Origin of the sequence: Thermanaerothrix daxensis (assembly GCF_001306145.1) — a bacterium.
Taxonomy (GTDB): Bacteria; Chloroflexota; Anaerolineae; order Anaerolineales; family Anaerolineaceae; genus Thermanaerothrix; species Thermanaerothrix daxensis.
This window is the reverse complement of record NZ_LGKO01000005.1, coordinates 678,929-700,191: the sequence shown is the minus strand read 5'-3', so window position 1 is coordinate 700,191 and position 21,263 is coordinate 678,929. Positions and strand designations below refer to the sequence as shown.

Below are 21,263 nucleotides of genomic sequence, written 5' to 3'. Positions count from 1 at the left end.
TTTAGGGGTCTTCAGGCCACCGCAAAGAGGCGCATCCGCGGCGCTTCGGCTCGCTCCAGGTTAGTAATACGCTTGCGTACATGTTCAGCCAGGGCTATAAAACTTTGTGCTATTTCAGAATCCTTGCTGCTACGTAAGATTGGAATGCCCAGTGCGTCTGCCTTTTGAGCCGCCTCAACATCCTCAGGGATCGTTATCGCAACTGTGTGTTTAAGCCGCTCGCTTACCTTCTCCACGGTAATTGGGTGATCCTTGCGGTAGCGATTCATCACCAACGCAATGCGTTCCCGGGACATACCCAACGCATCCCACAGATCGAGGAACAAGCGCACATTACGAATTGCATTAATTTGCTGTTCCACGACCAAAACCACCACATCCCCCGCATCCAGCGCTGCCAATACTGGGTCAGAGATGAAGGAGTGGGTATTTACGACGATATAATCGCTAAAGCGGCGCATAAACTCCAAAATACGCGAGAAATTCTCGCCGGTAATTTTCTCGGCAAATTCCGGGCGCGGCGGTGCCGGCAGGATATACAACCCGGTCGCCCGATTCAAAAGCATCACACTTTCCACCAGGGGAATGTCTAAATCATAGATGCGTGGTACAAGGTCTAATACCGAGAATTGCCCCAGTTCGTTGAAAAACATGTGGGCATCTCCATATTGCAAGCATCCATCCACCAGAGTAACTCGGACCTCGTTATTCATCAGTGCAAGTGCTAGATTGGCCGCAATGGTGGTAGCCCCCGTCCCTCCTTTGGGACTGTAAACCGTAACGATACGGCCATTGACTCCCCGCCCTGGCACGAAAATGGGGGTCGGGCCGGAGGGCAAACCCACCGAAGGCGTCTGTCGCTGGCGCTCGACAAGCGAGAGTTGTGAAGCCCGGCGCAAGACATCGGTGAGTTCCTTTATAGAAACGTCATGGGTGATAAAATCACAAGCCCCTGCTCGAACTGCCTTCAACACCAGGTCCGTGTAATTATCCTGCGAGATCAACACCACTTGTGTACCCGGATAATCCCGCCGTAACATCTCGGTCAAAGTGATGCCGTTCATATCCGGCAGATCATACTCAATCAAAGCGATATCGGGCTTAAGATCCCGAATGGCTTCAACGGCTTCTTGGGCTGACATGGATATATTAACCACTTCAATTTCCTCGATCAACCCAAGGGTCTTTTGCAAATGTTTGCTCAATTGGGGGTTGTTTTCAACCAAAACCACGGTGATTAAATTGTGTGCGTCGCTCATTGCTGTCTCTCCCTCCTGAGTTGGGGCTTTATACTCTAACAATCCAAATGGTTAGGTGCCATCTGAAAATTCCTAATCGGGTTTTAATTGACAGGTGAACATTGTGGAGATACTATTAGTATAATACAATCAACAAGGGGAGAAAGTGACTTTCCACCTGTTTGTTCTCTCTTCGCAAGAATGGGGTTTTTACTAAAAAATAAGGAAATGGCTATGGAGAAAGAATGGCTCGGTGAATCCGTAGCGGGGAATCCTACAGTTGAAGAGGCCACATCAGGCCTGACAAACGCCGAGGCATCAGAAGTATCTCAGGAAAATCAGGTTCACGAATCCGCCTCTCCGGAAAGCACAACAGAACCCCAAGCTGAGGCTCTCACAACCTCTGGGTCTTTCCTCCAAAGCATTCGCGACTCATTACGTCAGTGGTTGGATTTACAGAGGCAGATTCGCACTTATCCCAAACGGGCCCACCAGCGCCTGCAGGACATTGAAGCGGCATTTTTAGCCTACCGGGTTACCTACGCCAGCCTCACCTACAAAGCGCCCAAAATTGAAGACGAACTTCAGAAACTTTATCATGAGATCTGTGAGACAATTCCAAGCCTTGAGCAGAAAAACCGCAGAATCCCATTGTTTATCTACACAAACCCCAAGCTAAGGTCCATCAAAAACGCCTGGGACGACCTGAGCGCCAGACAAGACCTGCTGCTGGAGAAACTGGCCGCCGCCCCCAAGCGGCTGGACTTCTACAATCGAATGCAGCTCATGCGCGAAAAGAAACGTCTTGAAGAACTCCGGCGCCGTGAGAACGCTGCTCGCTTAGAAGCCGCCACCGAATCGGTCAAGAAAGTTATCAGTTATGTAGAAAGTCAGTGCAAAAACGACGAACCGGTTCTGTTCGGCAATGAAGTACTCACGTTTCAAGATGCCCGTTCGCTGTGGGAGCAAATCCTCAACGAAATCTTACAGCAACGCAGCGAGGAAACTACAGAAGTAGAAGAATTGCTGACTCGCCTGCGCATGCTGGAAGAAAGCGTGCGAGACTATCCCACTCTTTCCAAGCAAATACAACGGATTGGCGAGCGGTTTTCGCGCCTCATCGCTTACCACGACTTGCTTTCCTCCTACGGGAAACGCATCATCCCCCAGGCCGAAATTGCGCGCGCCTCGGCCATCATGTACGAGCAAATCCCAGCGCTTTGGGCTACTGGCCAGTACCAGCAACTCAAGGTGATGCTGGAAAGAGTGGAGAACTTTCTGAATTTCTACGAGAATACCGTTGAACTAGAAATTGCCATTGGGGAACGCCGCCGACCGGGATTCACCCAATCGCTTTCTCCCACAATTTTCCCGGGTGCTGCCGGCCTTTCACCGTTGATCAACCTGGCACGCGTATTAGTTGCTGCCATTGATCAACGCGACCGCTTTATGGTTGGGCACTCCGAGCGAGTGGCTCGTTATGCAATTGAAACCGCAAAGCGCATGAATTGGTCGGGCTCAGATCTTGAATTCATTGAGATCGCCGCACTCCTGCACGACATCGGAAAGATCTCGATCCCCGAAGCGGTGCTTACTAAAGTGAAACCCCTTACCTCCCAGGAATGGAAAATGATCCAGATGCATCCGTATTATGGAGCACAAATTGTGAGGCAAATGAACGCCTTCTCACGCATCGTTCCCTGGATCTATCATCATCAAGAGCACTGGGATGGTACCGGCTATCCCGATCAACTGAGCAAGCAAGAAATTCCACCAGCCTCCGCAATCATCGCTGTTGCCGAAGCCTACACAATGATGACAACCGACCTGCCCTACCGAAGTGGATTTACCAGCGAGGAAGCGCTCAACAAAATCCGTGAGGCTGCAGGTACCCAATTCAACCCTGAGGTGGCCGAGGCCTTTATCGAAGCAGTGAGAGATTCTCAAAGCCAATCTTCCTAAATCCTGAAAGGTTACCGCCCCAGATGTTTACCCCGGGAGAGCCCCTATGCGCATAAAAGCCCAGCCTTTTATCCATTATGCTCCTGAAACCTGTGCATTTTGCAGCGGTAATGGCGCAGGACGCTGCCGCGATGGTAATACCTACGACGTCTGCCCCGTTTGTAAGGGAGTTGGTACCATACTGGTAGCCCAGGCCCCCAAGAAATGTGCCTTCTGCGCCGGGAACGGCGGTGGACTCTGCCGCGATGGCTATGTCTATAATGTATGCCCGGTCTGCAAAGGCACTGGTTGGGCATATGTTTACGAAGAAGACGAAGGAAATGCCACCTGAATGAGAGAGCAAATGGGGGAAGCAAGAATACCACCTCGCTTAGCCGTGGGAATTTTAGTCTGTTTAGCCTGGATTCTAGCCGCCTTTGCCCCACCTCCAACTGAGAGATACGAGCCATCGGTGCGTGGGACAAGCGAAGTCCCTCCCACGGGACTGTTCAGACAGGCCCCCTCTGAGTTGCCTTCTTCCCGCGCCTCCGCACCTCCTAGCAAGGAGGGAGTACAACCTGTCTACGTACTTTATAGCACGGCACTGACCTGCAGCGAAATTTGGGGCATTCATCAGCGCCCCCCTTTCGTACCCCCAATATTGGAGCCAGCGGTTTCGGTTGCCGAATTGAATACCAACCAGCCTTACTATTATCTCGTTGCCATGTTAATTCGCAACCGGATAGTGGATGCTCAGGATTGCCCGGGTGGGGGACTGCAAACTCCTTTTGTGGCGAATACCTGCGGGGTGGAACGCGCTCGCCCCGTGCTTGCTGAATGGCAGAATCGTTACGACCCCGAAATCGTCCAGGCAGCACAAAACACTGGTGTGCCCCCACGTTTGCTTAAACAGTTGTTTGCGGTTGAAAGCCAGTTCTGGCCGGGAGTATACGGTAACGGTTATGAAATTGGGCTGGGACAACTCAATCAGAGCGGGGCGGATACGCTACTGTTATACAATCCGCCTTTCTTCCAGCGCGTGTGCAATTCCATCCTTCATCCCAACCGCTGCGAGATGGGATATGCAAATCTCACCAGCGAGGAACGCTTGATGCTACGCGGTTATCTGGTACAGCAAGTGAATGCAACCTGCTCCGACTGTCCAGGGGGCATTGATATGGCTCGAGCCAAAGAAAGCGTTTCGACCTTTGCCGAGGTGCTTCGTGCTAATTGCGCACAAATCTCCCAGATCATCTACAACGTATACCGACGCTCGCCTGGCCAGATCAGCAATTATGTGGATCTTTGGAAGTTGACCCTTGTTAATTATCACACCGGACCTGGCTGTACCGCCAAAGCCGTTCAATACGTGAATCAGCAAGGGCTTTTCCTCTCATGGGAGAGCCTGAAAGCAGGTTTGACGACCCCTGAATGCCGCAAGGGCTCTGATTACGTCGAGCGCATCTTTCAATAGGCCTGATTCAGGGCAATCTCAATCATTGAGGCCATATTCGTAGAGGGAGTACTTTCAGGCCCTGATGCTAACAGGGTCAGGAATTCCACATTCCCTTTTGGCCCTAGCAAAGGGGAACGGATCAAGCCCAGCGGCACCAGTTCAATTTCCAATGCAAAACCAAGCACATCTTCAAGCACCTGCCGGTGCACCCTTGGATCACGAATGACCCCTTTACCGCGCGCCGACTCGCGTGGCCCGGCTTCAAATTGGGGTTTGATTAATGCAATGATCTTCCCATCCGACTGCAACCACCCTTTAACCACAGGCAGAACCAATTTCAAGGAAATAAATGAGACATCCACCGTAACAAGACGAACCTTTTCCGGCAAAGCAGAGAGGTAACGCACGTTTGTGCGCTCCAGAATAACCACACGCGGATCCTGGCGCAATTTCCAGTGTAACTGTCCGTATCCAACATCTACAGCGTACACCCGCGCCGCCCCAAAAGAAAGCAAGCAATCGGTAAAGCCGCCCGTAGAAGCCCCCACATCTGCACAAATCCAACCCTCCAGGTGGGTTAATCCAAAGGCCATCAACGCGGCTTCTAATTTCTCACCCCCACGCGAAACATACCGCATCCCTGCTACAATTTCAAGACGAGCAGTTTTGGGAACCATTGTGCCGGGCTTGAGAATCACCTCATCATCTACCCGTACCTGTCCGGCCATGATCAAGCGCTGTGCTTTGGCTCGACTCTCGACCAACCCCTTTTCAACTAATAGAACATCCAAACGCTCTTTCACGAGGGGTATTTTACCCGCTTTGGCGAGTTATGATATGATTATGAGCATGATTAGGGCTCTGATCAAAACGATGCGCCCCCGTCAGTGGACGAAAAACGCCTTTGTACTGGCAGCGCTGGTCTTTGATCGCCAACTTACTCACCTGCCTGCCGCATTCCGAACCCTGCTAGGGTTTATTTTGTTTTGTCTGATTTCGGGGGCGGTTTACATCTTCAACGATATTATGGATGCCGAGGCAGACCGGCACCACCCTCAAAAACGCCTGCGCCCCATTGCATCGGGGGCATTGCCCATTCCCACCGCTCGGGGCACGGCCATTGCCCTGGTCCTTATCATCTTCCCGCTTGCGTTCTATCTTTCTACCGGCTTTGGGCTGATTCTAAGCGCTTATTTCCTCCTCAACCTGGCTTATTCCCGCTGGCTGAAACACATCCCTATCCTGGACCTTCTGATCATTGCAGCCGGCTTCGTGCTGCGTGTGGCGGGTGGCGTTTCACTGATCCAGGTGGAACGATTCTCACCCTGGCTCTATGTAGTTACCACACTGCTGGCGCTGTACATAGGGTTCGGCAAACGGCGGGCCGAACTCTCCGAACTAGCCGAGCAAGCCAATGCACATCGCCGTGTCCTGGATGGATACACCCTCCCATTCCTCGATCAATCCATCACAATCGTCTCTAGCAGCACCATCATCGCTTATAGTCTATATACTTTTTCGGCACCCAACTTGCCCTCGAATCACCTTATGATGCTCACGATTCCCTTTGTCCTCTACGGTATTCTACGTTACCTGTACCTGGTTCAAGTAGAAGGATCGGGCGGTTCACCCGAAGATCTCCTGCTCACCGATCGTCCCCTGCAGATTACCATCTTGCTGTGGGGAATTGCCGTGCTTGTCATCTTTTACAGCATTCCAATGAAGTAAAAGCCCATGCCTGCTATTTCAGCCTCCGCTCCTGCAAAAATCATCCTCTTCGGCGAGCACACCGTCGTCTACGGCCACCCCGCAATTGCTGCTCCAGTCCACGAGGTAGAAGCACGTGTAACAATCACTGCCCAGCCCACACGTTCTGGTCCCCCTGAGATCGAAGCCCCTCAAATTGGCCTAAAAACCACCTTGGATCGCCTCCAGGCTGATCACCCCATTGCCTGTGCTTTCCAACTGGTCGCTGAGGCACTGGGACTGGACCACTGGCCAGCGTTCCACCTGCGTCTCACCTCCAGCATCCCCGTAGCCTCGGGCATGGGTTCCAGTGCTGCCACAGCAGTGGCTCTGGTGCGAGCACTTTCGGCTTTCATGGGGCATCCCTTGAGCGATTCAGAAGTGTGCGCACTGGCTTACCGCCTCGAGCAGCGCCATCATGGCACACCCTCCGGGATTGACAACACGGTAATCACCTTTGCACGCCCCATCTTTTTCGTGCGTCATCAGCCAGTGGAATTCCTCACCTTCGCCAAACCAATTCACCTTCTTATCGGCGATACCGGCATCAAGGGTCTGACGCGAGAAGCCGTGGCCGGGGTGCGTCAGCGATGGGAACAAGATCCCATCGGTTACGGAAATCTCTTCCAGGCCATTGCCGATCTCACTCGCCGAGCAAAGGAAGCCCTTATGCAGGGAGAAATGGAAGTAGTTGGAACCTTGATGACCGAAAACCACCGCTTACTGGTCGAGATGGGGGTGTCTTCACCTGAGCTGAACCGGCTGGTAGAAGCCGCATTGGGAGCGGGGGCTTTAGGGGCAAAACTCTCAGGTGGGGGCCAGGGTGGGATTATGATTGCGCTGGTTCATCCCCAAAATGTGCATCAAGTTGGACAGGCTCTGCGAGAGGCAGGAGCCGTCAATGTACTTTCAACCGAAGTGCCCGCTTTACCCCCCAGTAGAGTAACCCTCTCATGAGCCCCCTTTACTTCCTCAAGCTAGGCGGTTCTCTGATCACCGAAAAGCATCGTCCTTCCACTCCGCGACCGGAGGTAATTCGGCGCCTGGCAGAAGAAATTCAACGCGCACGCGCCGAGCAACCCAACCTTCAACTCGTGTTAGGACACGGCTCGGGTTCATTCGGGCACATGGCCGCCAGAAAGTACAACACCCACCTGGGCGTTTCAACACCCGCGCAGTGGCAAGGCTTTCTGGAAGTCTGGTGGCAGGCACGTGCTTTGAATACCCTGGTCACAGAGATTTGCCTCCAGGTCGGCCTTCCAGTGATGGCCTTTCCTCCTTCTTCTACCATTGTCTGCCAAAACGGGCAGGTAATCACCTGGGATCTGACGCCACTCCTGCAAGCGCTAGAAGTTGGTCTTATCCCTATTATTTACGGCGATGTGGTACTGGATAAAGGCATTGGGGGCACCATTCTCTCCACCGAACGTTTATTTGCTGAGCTCGTGCCGCTCTTGAAGCCCGCCCGTCTTCTCCTTTGTGGGCAGGAAGAAGGGGTGTGGGCTGATTTTCCTCAACGTCAACGTTTAATCCATCACCTCACCCCTGCCAACCTGGAAACAGCCTGGCCGGCTTTAGGGGGCTCCGAAGCCCCAGATGTAACGGGGGGCATGCTCGAAAAAGTCCGCGCCATGCTTGATCTGGTAAACCGGTATCCCAACTTGGAAGTCGTCATCTTCTCAGGAGAACACCCTCAAAACCTGAGCCTTGTCCTGCAAGGGTACCCTATCGGCACCCGCATCACCCAATAGGAGGTTGCCATGCTTCTAACCCGTGAGATGCTGGAAGCAATTGAAGATCGTAATCTGGCACCGTATGGGTTTCGTAGTAAATACTCACGTGGACGTCGCTACCCGGAGGACGAACCCGAGTACCGCACGGTATTCCAACGCGATCGTGACCGCATTCTGCACACAACCGCTTTTCGCCGCCTGGAATACAAAACCCAGGTTTTCATCACCTATGAGGGAGACTATTACCGCACGCGTCTGACCCACACACTTGAGGTAGCACAAATTGCGCGCACAATTGCCCGGGCTCTGGGAGGCAACGAAGATCTGACCGAAGCCATCTGCCTGGCACACGACCTCGGGCATCCCCCATTCGGTCACTCCGGTGAAACGGCCCTGGCTCGCCTGATGAAAGATCATGGTGGGTTTGATCACAATCGCCAATCATTCCGCATTGTTACCGAGCTGGAACGCCGATATCCGGATTTCCCGGGTCTCAACCTTTCGTGGGAGGTCCTGGAGGGCATTGTCAAACATGAGACCGAGTATGACAAAGCCGAAGCCCGCGACTTCAACCCTGAACTGCGAGGTCACCTGGAAGCCCAAATCGCCAACGTAGCCGATGAGTTAGCCTACACCGCCCACGATCTGGATGATGGCTTGCGCTCAGGGCTCCTCAGCCTGAACATGCTGGATGGCATTGAATTATGGGAACTCCTAAAACACAGCATCGGTTGGGATGGCAAGGTGCTAGATGAAATGACGCGACATCGCCTGATTCGCCGTTTGATTGGGCTAGAAGTTACCGATCTGGTACATGCCACCCACCAGCGTTTACGCGAGAGCGGCGTGCAATCCGTAGACGATCTACAACGTTTGCCGTATAATGTAGTCGCTTTCAGCGAGGAATTCAATCGTCGTAATCGTCAACTGAAAGATTTTTTGTTCCTTAACCTCTATCGTCATTATCGCGTTGTTCGCATGGCAGTGAAGGCTGAACGGCTCATCAGTGATCTATTTAACGCTTATTGCTCGGAGCCCACGATTTTACCCGGCCACATTCAACGCCTGATCGAACAACGTGGGTTAGAAAGGACTGTGTGCGATTATATTGCCGGTATGACCGACCGTTTTGCCATTGAGGAGCATCAAAAGTTATTTGCCCCTCTCACCCTCCCATAGGGGCTTGGGCGTCTAATCGGTCATCAGGCAGGTAAGCAGACACAATATTACTCATAATTTGTCTTAGCGGAGAGGTGTTTAACCATGTCCGACGTCCATTATTTGACCGCCGAAGGCTACCAGCGCCTGCAGCAAGAATTGGAATACTTGAAGACCACTGCTCGCCAGCAACTGGCCCAGCGCTTGCGCGCTGCCATTCAGCAAGGGGACCTCTCTGAAAACGCCGACTACATTGCCGCTAAGGAAGAACAGGGGTTCATCGAAGGGCGCATTCAGGAATTAGAACAAGTGCTGCGCAATGCCGTCATCATTGACTATACTGAGAAAAAGGCCAATGAGGTAAGTATTGGGCATGTGGTTACCGTCCAGGAAGGCAATTTTCCGCCGGAGACTTATCACCTGGTCGGGCCAAAAGAAGCCGATCCTCTCAATGGGCGCATTTCGCATGAATCCCCGATTGGAAAAGCCCTCCTGGGCAAGAAAGTCGGCGATGAGGTCACCGCGGAAACCCCCGGAGGTGTCATCCGCTTAAAGATTCTCAAAATCGAGTAGCCTGCGGGGTTGAAAAAAGAGCACGCCCCCTCTAACATGAGGGGGCGTTTATCTTATCTCGATCAATCAAAAAGAGGACAAGGAGCAGTTCAGGCTTGCTTCTGCCACACCGAGAGCTCGATTGTGATGCGTTCAAAGTAACTCTCCGGAGGTAACGCTCCTCCCCCCAAGACCAAATCTGCTACATGCGCTTCCATGATCAGCGTATTCGCCTCCAGCGTGATGCGCTGACCGGGTTCCACCTGAATGAGTTCACCCTTGGATTCCAGCCGCTGGCGAATGGCCGGATCGTTATAAGCATGGGGGGTCATCAGCACCTTAGTAACCGTCTGATAATCATTTTTATCGAAGAGCCAGACCTCCAGTGCGGTGACGCGCTTAGGTTCACCCACCCCGATGGTATCCGAGATGCCAACGCCGCACTCGCCAAGAAACTCGCCAGCGGGCGAATCAATGCTGAAAGAGTCGTCATAAAGGTCGTCCCCAAGCACATAGGTGGTCATAAACTGGGAGATAGGGGGCTGTTGACCCTGAGCCGCGTAATCGGTTGGCTCCGCCTGGCGGGTGTATTCCCGCGCCTGGCTAACCACTGACGGGGTTGCTCCACCCCGCTGGCGACGGAAAACGAGCAGGTAAACCAACAACCCTCCCACCGCCAGGGTCACCAGACACAGTACAATCACGATTGTTACCCCGGAGGTCTTGGGTGCCGTTGTGGGCTGCTCAGCGCCAGGCGTAACCGCAGGTAGAGGCAGTACCGGACCCTGCAAGGCGGCACGGAATTGGTTGATGTCGCTTTCACTTAAGTTGCATTGACCAGGTTTCAGACCTTCCAATAAAGCCTGGCCGTCCTCTCCCAAGAGTTCAAAGCGTGCCCTGGCATTGACCTGATTCTGGTTCTTGATGTAAGAATCAATGACCATGCACAGGTAATCCGTCTTCAGGTCAGCGCGCAGGTGGCGCGGTTCTGCATTGACCCAACGTACTGGCCAGAGCCACCACCCCAGAATCGGCAATCCGATGATCAACCCAAGGATAAAGCCGCTCACCGCAGCAACGATCGGATTTTTCAAACGCTCACGCAGCATCTCCATCATGATTTTCTCTCCTAACTAGCGGGCTATTTCAGTCCGGTGGCCGGCACGTGATTATTGTAGGTCAAGACCCCAAATCACGCAACCGACGCCGGGTCTGAATTATGATCTTGAAGCCCTTCGATGCAAGATTCATGCCGATTCGGCTGCCTTCTCCCCAACTTTCTCCAACAAAAAAGTTTCATTACAGCGGAGGCACTGGGCTTCGCGTTTATTGGCTTCAACCAGTAGCCCGCCACAGGCCGGACACGGCGTGGGCAGCGGACGTTTCCAGGAGATGAACTGACACTGCGGATAATTCGCACAGCCGTAGAACACCCGCCCTCGCCGCGTCTTCCGGATCACCAAGTCACCCCCATCTTCGGGGCAAGCCACCCCTAATTTTTCCAGCCAGGGTTCAGTATAGCGACAGGCCGGGAAATTACTGCAACTGATGAATTTACCAAACCGCCCGTAGCGAATGACCAGGGGGTGACCACACTGCGGGCAATCCCGACCGATCGGCTCGAGATCTATCTTACTGACCGGAATCTCCGCCTGTGCCTTTTTAACCTGCGGGGCAAATGAGTCGTAGAACGTTCGAATGACATCCGTCCATGCCCGCTGTCCGGAAGCGATTTCGTCCAAATCCTCTTCCATGCGGGCGGTAAAACCAATATCCACAATGTCGGGGAAGTGCTGCACCAGCAGATCATTGACCAGTCGCCCCGTCTCCGTGGGGATCAGGCGCTTATTTTCGCGCACCACATACCCGCGTTCCTGAATGGTCGAGAGGATAGGCGCATAGGTCGAAGGGCGCCCAATCCCATATTCTTCCAAAGCCTGCACCAATGAAGCCTCCGTATAGCGGGGAGGCGGTTGCGTGAAGTGCTGTTCGGGAAGGACCCGGACCAACCGCTGGGGCTGTCCTTCCTGAATGCCTGCGGGGATACGTACATTCTCTTCTTCCTCGCCCCCGCGTTGATCCTCATCTCTTGCTTCTTCATAAAGCACCAAGAAACCAGGGAATCGCACACTGGAACCCGAGGCGCGGAAAAGATAAACCTGATCTTCATGCTTGCCTTCCACCTCAACAGCAAGCGTATCAAGCACGGCGGCTTCCATTTGCGAAGCCACGAAGCGCTGCCAGATCAACTGATAAAGCCTGAACTGATCGGTTGTCAGGTAGGGTTTAACCTTTTCGGGCACACGGAAAACCGAGGTAGGTCGGATCGCCTCATGGGCTTCCTGGGCGGCTACGGCTCGGGTGCGGTAATGGGGAGGAGAAGGGGGCAAGAATGCCTCCCCGAAAGCCTGGCGAATATAATCCCGGGCTTCGCGCTGCGCTAACTCAGATACATTGGTCGAATCCGTGCGCATGTAAGTAATTAAACCCGTTGCTCCCCCTTCACCAACATCCAGACCCTCATAGAGTTGTTGAGCGATCATCATGGTCCGTCGGGGGGTGAAACCTAAACGCCGCGACGCCTCCTGCTGCAAAGTACTGGTAATGAACGGAGCCGCAGGGCGTCGTCGGCGTTCCCCTCGCTTGATGCGCGCAATGCTGTAACGCGCCTGCTCAAGCCTGGCCACCACTGCCTGAGTTTCTGCTTCGTTGCTAAGTTGAACCTCTTGCTCATTAATCCGTACCAGACGGGCAATAAAAGACTGTTGCAGCCCCTCGGGCAGGAATTCGGCTTGTATCGTCCAGTACTCCTGCGGAACAAAGGATTCGATTTCGCGTTCGCGCTCCACGACCAAACGCAATGCCACCGACTGCACGCGCCCAGCCGAAAGACGGCTGCGCACCTTCTCCCACAATAGCGGGCTCAGACTATACCCCACCAGGCGATCCAAAATGCGCCGCCCCTGCTGCGCATTGACCAGATTCATATCAATTCCCCGCGGATGGGAAAACGCTTCCTCAATGGCAGGCTGAGTAATTTCATGAAAGACCACCCGTTTGGCGATCTTAGGGTCAATTTCGGCTGCTTCAAGCAAATGCCAGGCAATGGCTTCCCCTTCGCGATCAGGATCGGTCGCCAGGTAGACTTCTTCCGCCGTCTTGGCCAGGGCCTTAATCTCTTTGACCACTGCCCGCTTTTCATTGGGCACGCGATATTTGGGTTGGAAGTTATTCTCGATATCCACCGAGAGTTCCGAGCGCAGAAGATCGCGCACGTGCCCCACTGAAGCCTTCACCGTATAACCCTTGCCTAAAAAGCGACCCACGGTTTTGGCTTTAGCTGGCGATTCCACAATCACCAATTTGCCGTTTCGGCGCACTTCGGGTTGTGGAACGGGATCGAGACCAGTATGGGCTTCAGTAGCCCCTATTCGGGTCATCTTCGTCCCGCATACCGTACAAGTCCCCGTGGTTACAGGTCGTCCCGCTTTGTTATAGCCGGGCTGGGGATCTTTCATTTCACGTTTTGTCTTACAGCGAACACAATAGGCTTCCAAGGTTCACTCCTTACAGGTAATGGGTTTTCCCACTTTGAGAGAGAATTTTAACCATTTCGCGCACTTTTTGGGCCTGGGATCGCTTACAAATTAGTAAAACATCCGGGGTATCCACCACCACTACATCCTCCAGGCCAATCGCAGCAATTAAGCGACCTTGTTGCTCCGAGAGCAATAGCGTCCCCCGGGTCTCCAGCAAGGATGTCTCCTCTGCCAAAACCAGATTGCCATGTTCATCTTGGGGTAATACCTCAAAAAGCGAATCCCAGCTTCCCACATCATTCCACCCCAATCCCTCCGCCGGGAGTACAGCCACCCGGTCGGCACGTTCCATAATGCCGTAGTCAATTGTCTCCGGGTGTATTCGTGGCCACAAATGCTCCAAAGTGGCCTGGCCTTCTGGAGTTCCCCAGGCCTCCCCAATACGAGACAAAATTGCGGCCAAATCGGGCATCCAGCGTTGAAATTCCTCCAGGATGCGGTCCACGCGCCAGATAAACATGCCCGAATTCCAATCAAAACCACCCGCTTCTATCATAGCGCGGGCAGTGACCTCATCGGGTTTTTCCTTAAACCTAATCACCCGATAAAAAGGCAGGCCATCCTGCTCACCCAATTGCTCCCCCCGCTGAATGTAACCATACCCCGTTGCCGGGTAGGTGGGAAGCACACCCAGAGTAACCAGATAGCCCTCCTGAGCCACATTGTAGGCCGCGCGCAATAGACGGTGAAAGTGAACCGTATTCTGGATCAGATGATCAGCGGTTAAAACTGCCATGGCACTGCGGGGATTCTGCCGCGCCAGAACCGTAGCCGCCAGCCCCACGACCGAGGCCGTTCCTTTTGGCATTGGCTCAAGCAAGAAATTCTGCGGCAGAAGATGTGGGGCTTGCGCTTGCAACTGGGGGGCCTGTTCGCGGGCCGTAACGACCAGAATACGCTCAGGCGGGAACAACCCCTCTAATCGCTCCACGGCTTGCTGAAAGAGGGAGCGCCTATGACCAAGCCGCAACATCTGTTTCGGCCGCGATTGTCGCGAGAGTGGCCACAAACGCGTCCCGCCCCCTCCCGCCATGATGACCGCATAATAATCTTGCATGGATTCCTTACCCTCCTACATAAAAAGCCGTATCTTCTCGCAAAGTGGTAAAACTGGCCCCTCCTAAATTGCGTACCAATCCTTTCAACTCCATCATCGCCAGACTGGCCAGTACCTTTTCGGCACTCAGCCCTGAGAGAAAGCACATTTCATCTACCGTTAGTACCTGATCCCCCATGATTTTAAGCAGGGTCGCTTCCACCTCGTTACCTGGCAACAGAGCCCGCACGGCTTGTTGGTGTTGCACCTCAGCAAGGTCCAGTACCTCCAGTACATCTTCCGGGTGCAACAAAGGGCGTGCTCCATTGGCAATCAGCCGATTCGTACCCCTGGAAGCAGGCGAGGTAATATTCCCCGGTACCGCAAAGACCTCGCGGCCCTGCTCCGCCGCAAAAGTAGCCGTGATCAGCGCCCCGCTTTTTTCCCCTGCCTCCACTACAACTGTTGCAATGGCCAGACCCGAGATGATGCGATTCCGGGGCGGGAAATTGGTCGCTTCAGGTGGCGTGCCGGGTGGATAATCGCTGAGCAAAGCCCCCTGCCCTTCGATCCGGGTAGCCAGATGCTGGTGTTCAGGTGGATAGATGACATCCACGCCATTACCCAGCACCGCCAAGGTACGTCCACCGGCATTGAGTGCCGCTTCATGAGCCAGCGCATCCACCCCCCGAGCCAAACCACTGACCACCGTCACCCCGCGCTGTGCAAGCACTGAAGCCAGGTGTTCTGTTACTCGACGACCGTAAGCGCTCACCTGACGCGTTCCCACCACTGCCACAGCCATCTGGTCCGAGGGAAGCATCGTTCCCCGCAGATAAAGCACTGGCGGGGGTTGATCAATGTTCTTCAGCAGGAATGGATAATCCTCATCCTCCCAGGTAATAACCCGAATGTGCTGTTGGGCGAGCATGTCCTCAATCTCATCAAGATGCAGGCGCTTGCGTGCGTCGAGAACTGCCTCAACCAGCCGAGGAGATAGACCCGCGGTACGTAAAGCCTCCGGAGGGGCATACCAGGCACGCTCCAGGTTGCCAAAATGATCCAGCAGTGCCCGCATGCGCACTGCTCCAATGCCTTTGACATGATTAAAAGCCACCCAGTACAGCCGCGCATCCATGGTTGGCTAAAGCCACTCTGGAGGATTGACTATCAGACGGCGAGCCCCCAGGTCCACCTCGAGGATCACGCCTTCAATGACCGGCAAGAGGATCTCACTACCACCTTCATCCCGCACAACATAGACATCATTAGCCCCGGTTTCCAGGATCTCACTCAGCACTCCCAGGAGGTTGCCCTGAAGATCAAAGACCCTCAGGCCTAACAACTGGTGGTGATAGTACTCCCCTTCAGGTAGCGGTGGAAGTTCATCGGCACGGACGTAGAGATACTGGTTTCGAAAGGCCGCCACCTGATCTCGATCTTCGTAGCCCTCAAACGCAATCAGTACCGCCTGCAGGGCTGGCCGCACCGAGCGGATGCGCACCGGCTGATGGCTCTCTCCGATGTAAAGTTGCCGCCCTGGGATCAGGCGTTCTGGAAAATGGGTGAGGAGGTCCATCACCATCTCTCCCCTCACCCCGTGTGGACGACGAATCAGCCCCACGGCCAAGAACACAGGCTCGCCCGAAGGGAGCGAGCCCGTGTTGTCCCTCTGCAAATTGCGCTTTCGATGACGAGAAGGGTTTTTCACCGCGGATCTACCACGTCCAGAGTGGCCTGCTTGCCCTCGCGGGCCGCCGCCACACGCAACAAAACGCGCATGGCGTTGGCAACACGTCCGTTTTTGCCAATAACGCGACCCATATCCTGTTTGGAGACATGCAGTTCGACCCGCACCCGGTTACCCCCCAATCGTTCTTGCCTGACCTCTACCTGGGAGGGGTCATCCACCAGCGCACGGGCAATATATTCGACCAGGTCTCTCACATCAAGCCCCTATCTGCGCAATTTTCAGGCGCGCGAAGTTATAACGGGTTTCGTCTTGGGGTTCACCTTCCGGCTGGCGTAATAAGCCTCTGCCTCAGCCAGTAGCGTCTCGAGGGATTCACCCGCCTTGTAACGGGTATAGCGATCCAACAGACCTACGCTGCGGAACAGCTTCTCTACCGCCTCGCTGAGTTGGGCCCCTTTGCTCATCCAATCGAAAACACGATCTTCCTTAACCTGGATGGTGAAGGGTTCCGTACGCGGGTTATAAAAACCCAGAATCTCCAAGAAACGACCATCCCGTGGCATCTCTTTATCCGCTGCCACGATACGATAACTGGGTTGACCCCGAGCACCTACACGACGCAAACGAATTCTGACCATCTGAGATATCTCTCCTCTTTATTCTTTGAGTTAACCGTTGTTTTTATTCTATCACCAGAACCAGAGGCCGCCGAAAAGCGAGGGACGCGGAAGGACGCGCGAGTCTTTTCAGAACAGCCTCTACCCCAACAGGCGTGAGAGCCCTCTCCCACCTGTTTTTTGCAACGTCTTGAAAAGGCGTTGGGCATCCCGGAATTGCTTAAGCACCCGGTTCACATCTTGAACATCCGTGCCTGAGCCGCGGGCAATTCTACGCCGACGGCTTGCATTCAGGATTTCGGGATGTAAACGCTCCTCCTTTGTCATGGAATTAATGATGGCTTCGGTGATCTTCAGATTGCGCTCCGCCTCTTCAGGCGAAATGGCACGCGCCATTTGTCCCATCCCACCAGGCAGCATCTCCAGGATTTGATGAAGCGGCCCCATCTTACGGATCTGGCGTAATTGCTGAGCAAAGTCCTCCAGGGTAAACTGCCCTGCCAGCATCCGCTCCGCCTGTTTTTGGGCTTCTTGCTCGCTGTAAGCCGCCTCTGCCCGCTCGATCAGTCCAATCACATCTCCCATACCCAGGATACGCGAAGCCAATCGGCGCGGATCAAAGGCTTCTAGCGCCTCAAGCGACTCCCCCGTCCCCAGGTACTTGATCGGCACACCGGTGACAGCGCGAATGGAAATCGCCGCACCTCCCCGGGCATCCCCATCCATTTTGGTAAACATTAGGCCCGTCAGGGGAATGGCCTGTTGAAAGCCGCTGGCGATGTTGAGCGCCTCTTGCCCGATCATCGCATCCACCACCAGCAACGTCTCGTTGGGGGTGACCTTCTGAATAATGGCGCGCAACTCATCCATGAGCGCCTCATCCAATTGCGAGCGCCCGGCCGTATCAATGATCAGGACGGTGATGCCACCCTTCTGGGCCTGTTCATAAGCCCGCGCCACCAACTGAGGTGGTTTAACCCCCGCCTCGTAGAAAACCGGCACCCCTACCCGCTCACCCAGGGTTTGCAACTGCTTGATCGCCGCCGGGCGATAGGGATCCGCTGCTACCAGCATGACCCGCTCACCCTGTGAACGCAACTGAGCCGCCAGTTTGGCCGCGGCGGTGGTTTTTCCCGAACCCTGCAACCCCACCAGCATGATAACTCGGGGCTTGAGGCCGCTGAGATTTAAGCGCTCTGGCTCACCCAGTGTGGCGATCAACTCTTCGTGCACAATCTTGATCACCTGCTGGGCCGGGTTGAGGGCGCGGGAAACCTCATGGCCAATGGCGCGCTCGCGCACACGCGCAATGAAATCCTTCACAACACTATAATGGACATCGGCCTCTAAAAGCGCCAGGCGCACTTCGCGCATCACTGCGTCCACATCCGCTGGCGTAAGTTTCCCGCGGCGGCGCAACTCCTTAAAGATGCCCTCAAGTTTTTGGGTGAGCGCTTCAAACATGAATTAGACCTTGCTTCCTACCATGCACAACAATCTATCGCCCCTTTTCCGGGGCGTAGGCGAGGATGATTTTATATGGGATAGACCAATTGGTCAAGGGAAAACCCAATTGGCTTGAGGACGCACCATTCTAACTCATACCCATGTGCGCTTTCACTACAGAGGCCACCTCATCCCTAGCCACCAGGGTCTGGCTCCCCGTTTGCAGATCCTTGAGAGTCACCTGATTCCGTGCCAGTTCATCCGGGCCAGCAATTACCACATAGCGAATCCCGGCACGATGCGCATACCGCAACTGCTTGTCCAGCTTGACCGCTTCGGTGTAACCAATGACGCGCAACCCAGCCTCACGCAAGGTCTGACTGATTTCCAGAGATTTTAGCAGGTGCTCTGCATCAAATACCGTCACCAACACGTCTGCGGGAGCTGGATTCCAGGTGGGCAGCAGCCCGTATTTTTCCAGAACGAGTGTAATCATCACATCCCCCATTGCAAACCCCACCCCCGGCAAGGGTTCACCCCCCACATCTGCCACCAGATTATCATAATGCCCCCCTCCCAGAATGGCACGACCTTCTTTTCCCATATCCCGACCCTCAAAGACCGTGCCCGTATAGTACTCCAAACCCCTGATGATCTGAGCATCAAAATGGACGTAATCCGCGGCTCCGTAGGCTTTCAGTGCGGCGAACACACGTTGCAGAGAGGGTGACTGTTGCCAAAGGCTCTTATCATCCAAAACGCGTTTCAAACCATCCAACTGAGTAGGTTGCAAGTCTAAGGAAAAGGCATACTCTTCCCATGCCTCTGGGTTCATTTTCTCCCGCCGATCAATCAAGCGAAACACCTCGCGATGACGCTCAGGAGCAATCCCCAGATCAGACAGAAGGGTCTCTATAAGATGGCGATCATTGACGAAAATGCCTACCTGTTCCGGAGTTAAACCCACCCGGCGGAAAAAGGCCACGCACAATGCTATCAGTTCCGCATCGCTTTCTGGTGAATTAGCCCCGATCAAATCAGCGTTCCACTGAAAGAACTCACGCGTCCGACCTTTTTGGGGACGCTCATAGCGCCAGAATGGGCCAAATGACCACCAGCGCAGGGGATAAACAAGTTGCTTTTGGCGCTGAGCGACCATGCGCGCCAGCGTGGGGGTTAATTCGGGCCGCAGGGTGATTAACTCACCGCCCCGATCCGGAAAGACAAACGCCTGTTCCTTAACCAATTCCTCGCCCGATTTAGCCGCGTAGAGATCAAGTCGCTCCAAGAATGGGCCATCATATTCCTGATACCCAAACGATGCCGAAACCTCACCGATCACCCGATACAGCCAGGCGCGCACCGCCATCGCTTCGGGGTAAAAATCGCGCGTGCCTTTAACCGCAGCAATCACCGTTCCCATGATTTTGTCCTTCTCCAACAAATTCGTGTGCTTCAAATTTTAGCATACCCCAGCACGTGTTTCTTGTATTTACCCATTTTTTTAAACCCAACTCGAAAAAGTTTTTTATGCGCTCAATGATACAATTCATATAAAATCATCCCTCACATCTCAAAATTCGCCGAAGCATTTGTGAAATAAATCCCAAAGCAACAGTAAGAGGCACAGGCAATGGAACTCAAACAGGTGATCGAAATTCTTGACGGAAAGGTACTGACCACTTCGGTCAATCTTAATCGCCAGGTCAAAGGCGGTGTCGGTGCCGATTTAATGAGCGATGTGCTCTCCTCCACCCAGCCGGAAGAAGCCCTGTTATTAACCGGCCTGTGCAACCCGCAAGTGGTTAGAACAGCGCTCATGGCAGATATCACCGCCATCGTCCTGGTGCGTGGCAAACTTCCCCCCAGCGAGACGCTCCAATTAGCCGAAAATGAGGGCATTCCGTTAATCTCCACCCATTATGGAATGTTTGAAGCCTGCGGCCGGCTTTATCAAGCCGGGTTGCCTTGTCTGGAACGCCCGGTATCAAGCGAGTAGCCCCAAGGTTTGCATCTAGGTCCCTCCCATGAGCGACAATCTGCTATCTGCCTCCCGCGTGATCACCGATAAGGTGGCTGAAAACATCAGCCGTGTCGAAGAATTAGCCTACGAAATTCGCGTGCGCGAGGTGATGACCAGCCAGGTGATCACCATGCACCCCAACGATACCATGCAAACGGTGCTTGAAACATTTCGGCAAGCCCGTATCTCAGGGGCCCCCGTGTTGGAGGAGGGAAACCTGATCGGCCTCGTCAGCATTGAAGATCTTATCCGCTGCTTGCTAAACCAAGACCTGGCTGCCCCCGTTCACCAGTACATGACTCCCAATCCGGTGGTGGTTAAGGGAGATGACTCGGTCATTGAAGCCCTAAAGGTGTTCGTCAGCAAGAAATACGGACGGCTTCCCGTCGTGGATGGTACCGGGCATCTCATTGGCATCATTACCAAAGGGGATATCACACGTGGTTTGCTACGCGCGTTGGAGCGCGATTATCAATCCGAGGAAGTGAGACGCTACCGCGCCAGTCACCTGTTTGAGGATATTGAGTCAGAACGCACCAGCCTGATCTTACGCTACAACATCAAACAAGGAGATTTTGAGCACGGAGGAGAAGCCTCGGCCAAGATCAAACGCGCTTTGTTGCGCCTGGGAGCCCCTCCACAAATTGCGCGACGTTGTGGCATCGCCGTTTATGAAGCCGAGATGAATCTGATCATCCATACCACGGAAGGCGGGGTCATTCGCGCGGAAATTGAACCCCATCAAATCTCCATTGATGTCTACGATTACGGCCCTGGAATTCGCGATGTGGAATTAGCCATGCAGCCCGGTTACTCTACCGCCAGCGAAAAAGTGCGCGAAATGGGCTTCGGGGCCGGAATGGGACTTGTTAACATCAAGCGTTGTGTGGATTGGATGAAATTGGAATCCGAGTGGGGCAAAGGGACTCGCCTGCGGATGAAGATCTACTTGCCGCCTCCCCATACCCACTCTAAAGGAGAAGCCCTGGCCGTAACATAATCACTCCCAACACCAAGGAGAGCCC

At 54.0% G+C, this 21,263-nt stretch carries 20 protein-coding genes and 1 pseudogene; 10 read left to right on the top strand and 11 right to left on the bottom strand.

All coding sequences use genetic code 11. The features are described from left to right. Nucleotides 1-11: 11 nt before the first annotated feature. Nucleotides 12-1,259, bottom strand: a complete 1,248-nt coding sequence (locus SE15_RS11885) for a response regulator (RefSeq protein WP_054522313.1) — start codon at nucleotides 1,257-1,259, stop codon at nucleotides 12-14. A gap of 213 nt (nucleotides 1,260-1,472) precedes the next feature. Between SE15_RS11885 and SE15_RS11880 the strand changes: the two genes are divergently transcribed. Genes SE15_RS11880 through SE15_RS11870 form a run of 3 tightly spaced genes read left to right on the top strand, consistent with a single transcriptional unit; the run spans nucleotide 1,473 to nucleotide 4,653 of the window. Continuing rightward, nucleotides 1,473-3,200, top strand: coding sequence for an HD-GYP domain-containing protein (locus tag SE15_RS11880; RefSeq protein ID WP_054522312.1), 1,728 nt, complete (start codon nucleotides 1,473-1,475; stop codon nucleotides 3,198-3,200). Nucleotides 3,201-3,246: 46 nt separating this feature from the next. Then, complete coding sequence (locus SE15_RS11875; protein WP_054522311.1) at nucleotides 3,247-3,531, top strand: hypothetical protein; 285 nt, start codon at nucleotides 3,247-3,249, stop codon at nucleotides 3,529-3,531. A 12-nt stretch (nucleotides 3,532-3,543) separates the two neighbouring features. After that, on the top strand, nucleotides 3,544-4,653 hold the full coding sequence (locus SE15_RS11870; protein WP_054522310.1) for a hypothetical protein: 1,110 nt from the start codon (nucleotides 3,544-3,546) through the stop codon (nucleotides 4,651-4,653). Here SE15_RS11870 and SE15_RS11865 read toward each other — a convergent pair. Continuing rightward, nucleotides 4,647-5,438, bottom strand: coding sequence for a TlyA family RNA methyltransferase (locus SE15_RS11865; protein WP_152965609.1), 792 nt, complete (start codon nucleotides 5,436-5,438; stop codon nucleotides 4,647-4,649). The two genes, SE15_RS11870 and SE15_RS11865, sit on opposite strands and share 7 nt — an antisense overlap. A 40-nt stretch (nucleotides 5,439-5,478) precedes the next feature. Here SE15_RS11865 and SE15_RS11860 point away from each other — a divergent pair, with 40 nt between their 5' ends. From SE15_RS11860 to greA, 5 genes are all read left to right on the top strand, one after another. Further along, nucleotides 5,479-6,363, top strand: a complete 885-nt coding sequence (locus SE15_RS11860) for a decaprenyl-phosphate phosphoribosyltransferase (RefSeq protein WP_236690030.1) — start codon at nucleotides 5,479-5,481, stop codon at nucleotides 6,361-6,363. 6 nt (nucleotides 6,364-6,369) lie between these two features. Next, on the top strand, nucleotides 6,370-7,338 hold the full coding sequence (gene mvk / locus SE15_RS11855; RefSeq protein ID WP_201778101.1) for a mevalonate kinase: 969 nt from the start codon (nucleotides 6,370-6,372) through the stop codon (nucleotides 7,336-7,338). Continuing rightward, on the top strand, nucleotides 7,335-8,132 hold the full coding sequence (locus SE15_RS11850; protein WP_054522308.1) for an isopentenyl phosphate kinase: 798 nt from the start codon (nucleotides 7,335-7,337) through the stop codon (nucleotides 8,130-8,132). The genes mvk and SE15_RS11850 overlap by 4 nt, the downstream gene beginning before the upstream one ends. Before the next feature lie 9 nt (nucleotides 8,133-8,141). Next, on the top strand, nucleotides 8,142-9,293 hold the full coding sequence (locus tag SE15_RS11845; RefSeq protein WP_054522307.1) for a deoxyguanosinetriphosphate triphosphohydrolase: 1,152 nt from the start codon (nucleotides 8,142-8,144) through the stop codon (nucleotides 9,291-9,293). Between the two features lie 84 nt (nucleotides 9,294-9,377). After that, complete coding sequence (greA, locus tag SE15_RS11840) at nucleotides 9,378-9,845, top strand: transcription elongation factor GreA (protein ID WP_054522306.1); 468 nt, start codon at nucleotides 9,378-9,380, stop codon at nucleotides 9,843-9,845. 89 nt (nucleotides 9,846-9,934) lie between these two features. Here greA and SE15_RS11835 read toward each other — a convergent pair whose 3' ends face one another. The 9 genes and pseudogenes from SE15_RS11835 to hisS all read right to left on the bottom strand — a co-directional run bounded on the left by SE15_RS11835 (nucleotide 9,935) and on the right by hisS (nucleotide 19,638). Next, complete coding sequence (locus SE15_RS11835) at nucleotides 9,935-10,942, bottom strand: hypothetical protein (RefSeq protein ID WP_054522305.1); 1,008 nt, start codon at nucleotides 10,940-10,942, stop codon at nucleotides 9,935-9,937. A gap of 129 nt (nucleotides 10,943-11,071) precedes the next feature. Then, nucleotides 11,072-13,381, bottom strand: a complete 2,310-nt coding sequence (gene topA / locus SE15_RS11830) for a type I DNA topoisomerase (RefSeq protein WP_269082278.1) — start codon at nucleotides 13,379-13,381, stop codon at nucleotides 11,072-11,074. A 10-nt stretch (nucleotides 13,382-13,391) separates the two neighbouring features. Beyond that, entirely contained in the window at nucleotides 13,392-14,480 is a 1,089-nt protein-coding gene (locus tag SE15_RS11825) for a mannose-1-phosphate guanylyltransferase (RefSeq protein WP_054522304.1), read from the bottom strand. A 7-nt stretch (nucleotides 14,481-14,487) separates the two neighbouring features. Further along, nucleotides 14,488-15,597, bottom strand: a complete 1,110-nt coding sequence (gene dprA, locus SE15_RS11820; protein ID WP_054522303.1) for a DNA-processing protein DprA — start codon at nucleotides 15,595-15,597, stop codon at nucleotides 14,488-14,490. A 6-nt stretch (nucleotides 15,598-15,603) separates the two neighbouring features. Continuing rightward, on the bottom strand, nucleotides 15,604-16,083 hold the full coding sequence (gene rimM / locus SE15_RS11815) for a ribosome maturation factor RimM (protein WP_269082281.1): 480 nt from the start codon (nucleotides 16,081-16,083) through the stop codon (nucleotides 15,604-15,606). An 83-nt stretch (nucleotides 16,084-16,166) separates the two neighbouring features. Further along, nucleotides 16,167-16,406 carry a KH domain-containing protein gene (locus tag SE15_RS11810; RefSeq protein WP_054522301.1) on the bottom strand — a complete coding sequence of 80 codons (240 nt, stop codon included), beginning with the start codon at nucleotides 16,404-16,406 and terminating at the stop codon, nucleotides 16,167-16,169. Nucleotides 16,407-16,532: 126 nt separating this feature from the next. Further along, nucleotides 16,533-16,790 (bottom strand): annotated as a pseudogene (gene rpsP, locus SE15_RS14835) (30S ribosomal protein S16); the annotation flags it as partial. A 120-nt stretch (nucleotides 16,791-16,910) separates the two neighbouring features. Then, nucleotides 16,911-18,233: a signal recognition particle protein gene (ffh, locus tag SE15_RS11800; RefSeq protein WP_054522299.1), complete on the bottom strand. Its 1,323-nt coding sequence runs from the start codon at nucleotides 18,231-18,233 to the stop codon at nucleotides 16,911-16,913. 130 nt (nucleotides 18,234-18,363) lie between these two features. Next, nucleotides 18,364-19,638, bottom strand: a complete 1,275-nt coding sequence (gene hisS / locus SE15_RS11795) for a histidine--tRNA ligase (protein ID WP_054522298.1) — start codon at nucleotides 19,636-19,638, stop codon at nucleotides 18,364-18,366. A gap of 210 nt (nucleotides 19,639-19,848) precedes the next feature. On the opposite strand from hisS, the gene SE15_RS11790 reads away from it, so the two are divergent. Both SE15_RS11790 and SE15_RS11785 read left to right on the top strand, forming a co-directional pair. Beyond that, nucleotides 19,849-20,214, top strand: coding sequence for a DRTGG domain-containing protein (locus tag SE15_RS11790; protein WP_054522297.1), 366 nt, complete (start codon nucleotides 19,849-19,851; stop codon nucleotides 20,212-20,214). A gap of 28 nt (nucleotides 20,215-20,242) precedes the next feature. Beyond that, nucleotides 20,243-21,238, top strand: a complete 996-nt coding sequence (locus SE15_RS11785; RefSeq protein ID WP_054522296.1) for a CBS domain-containing protein — start codon at nucleotides 20,243-20,245, stop codon at nucleotides 21,236-21,238. The last annotated feature ends 25 nt before the right edge of the window (nucleotides 21,239-21,263 follow it).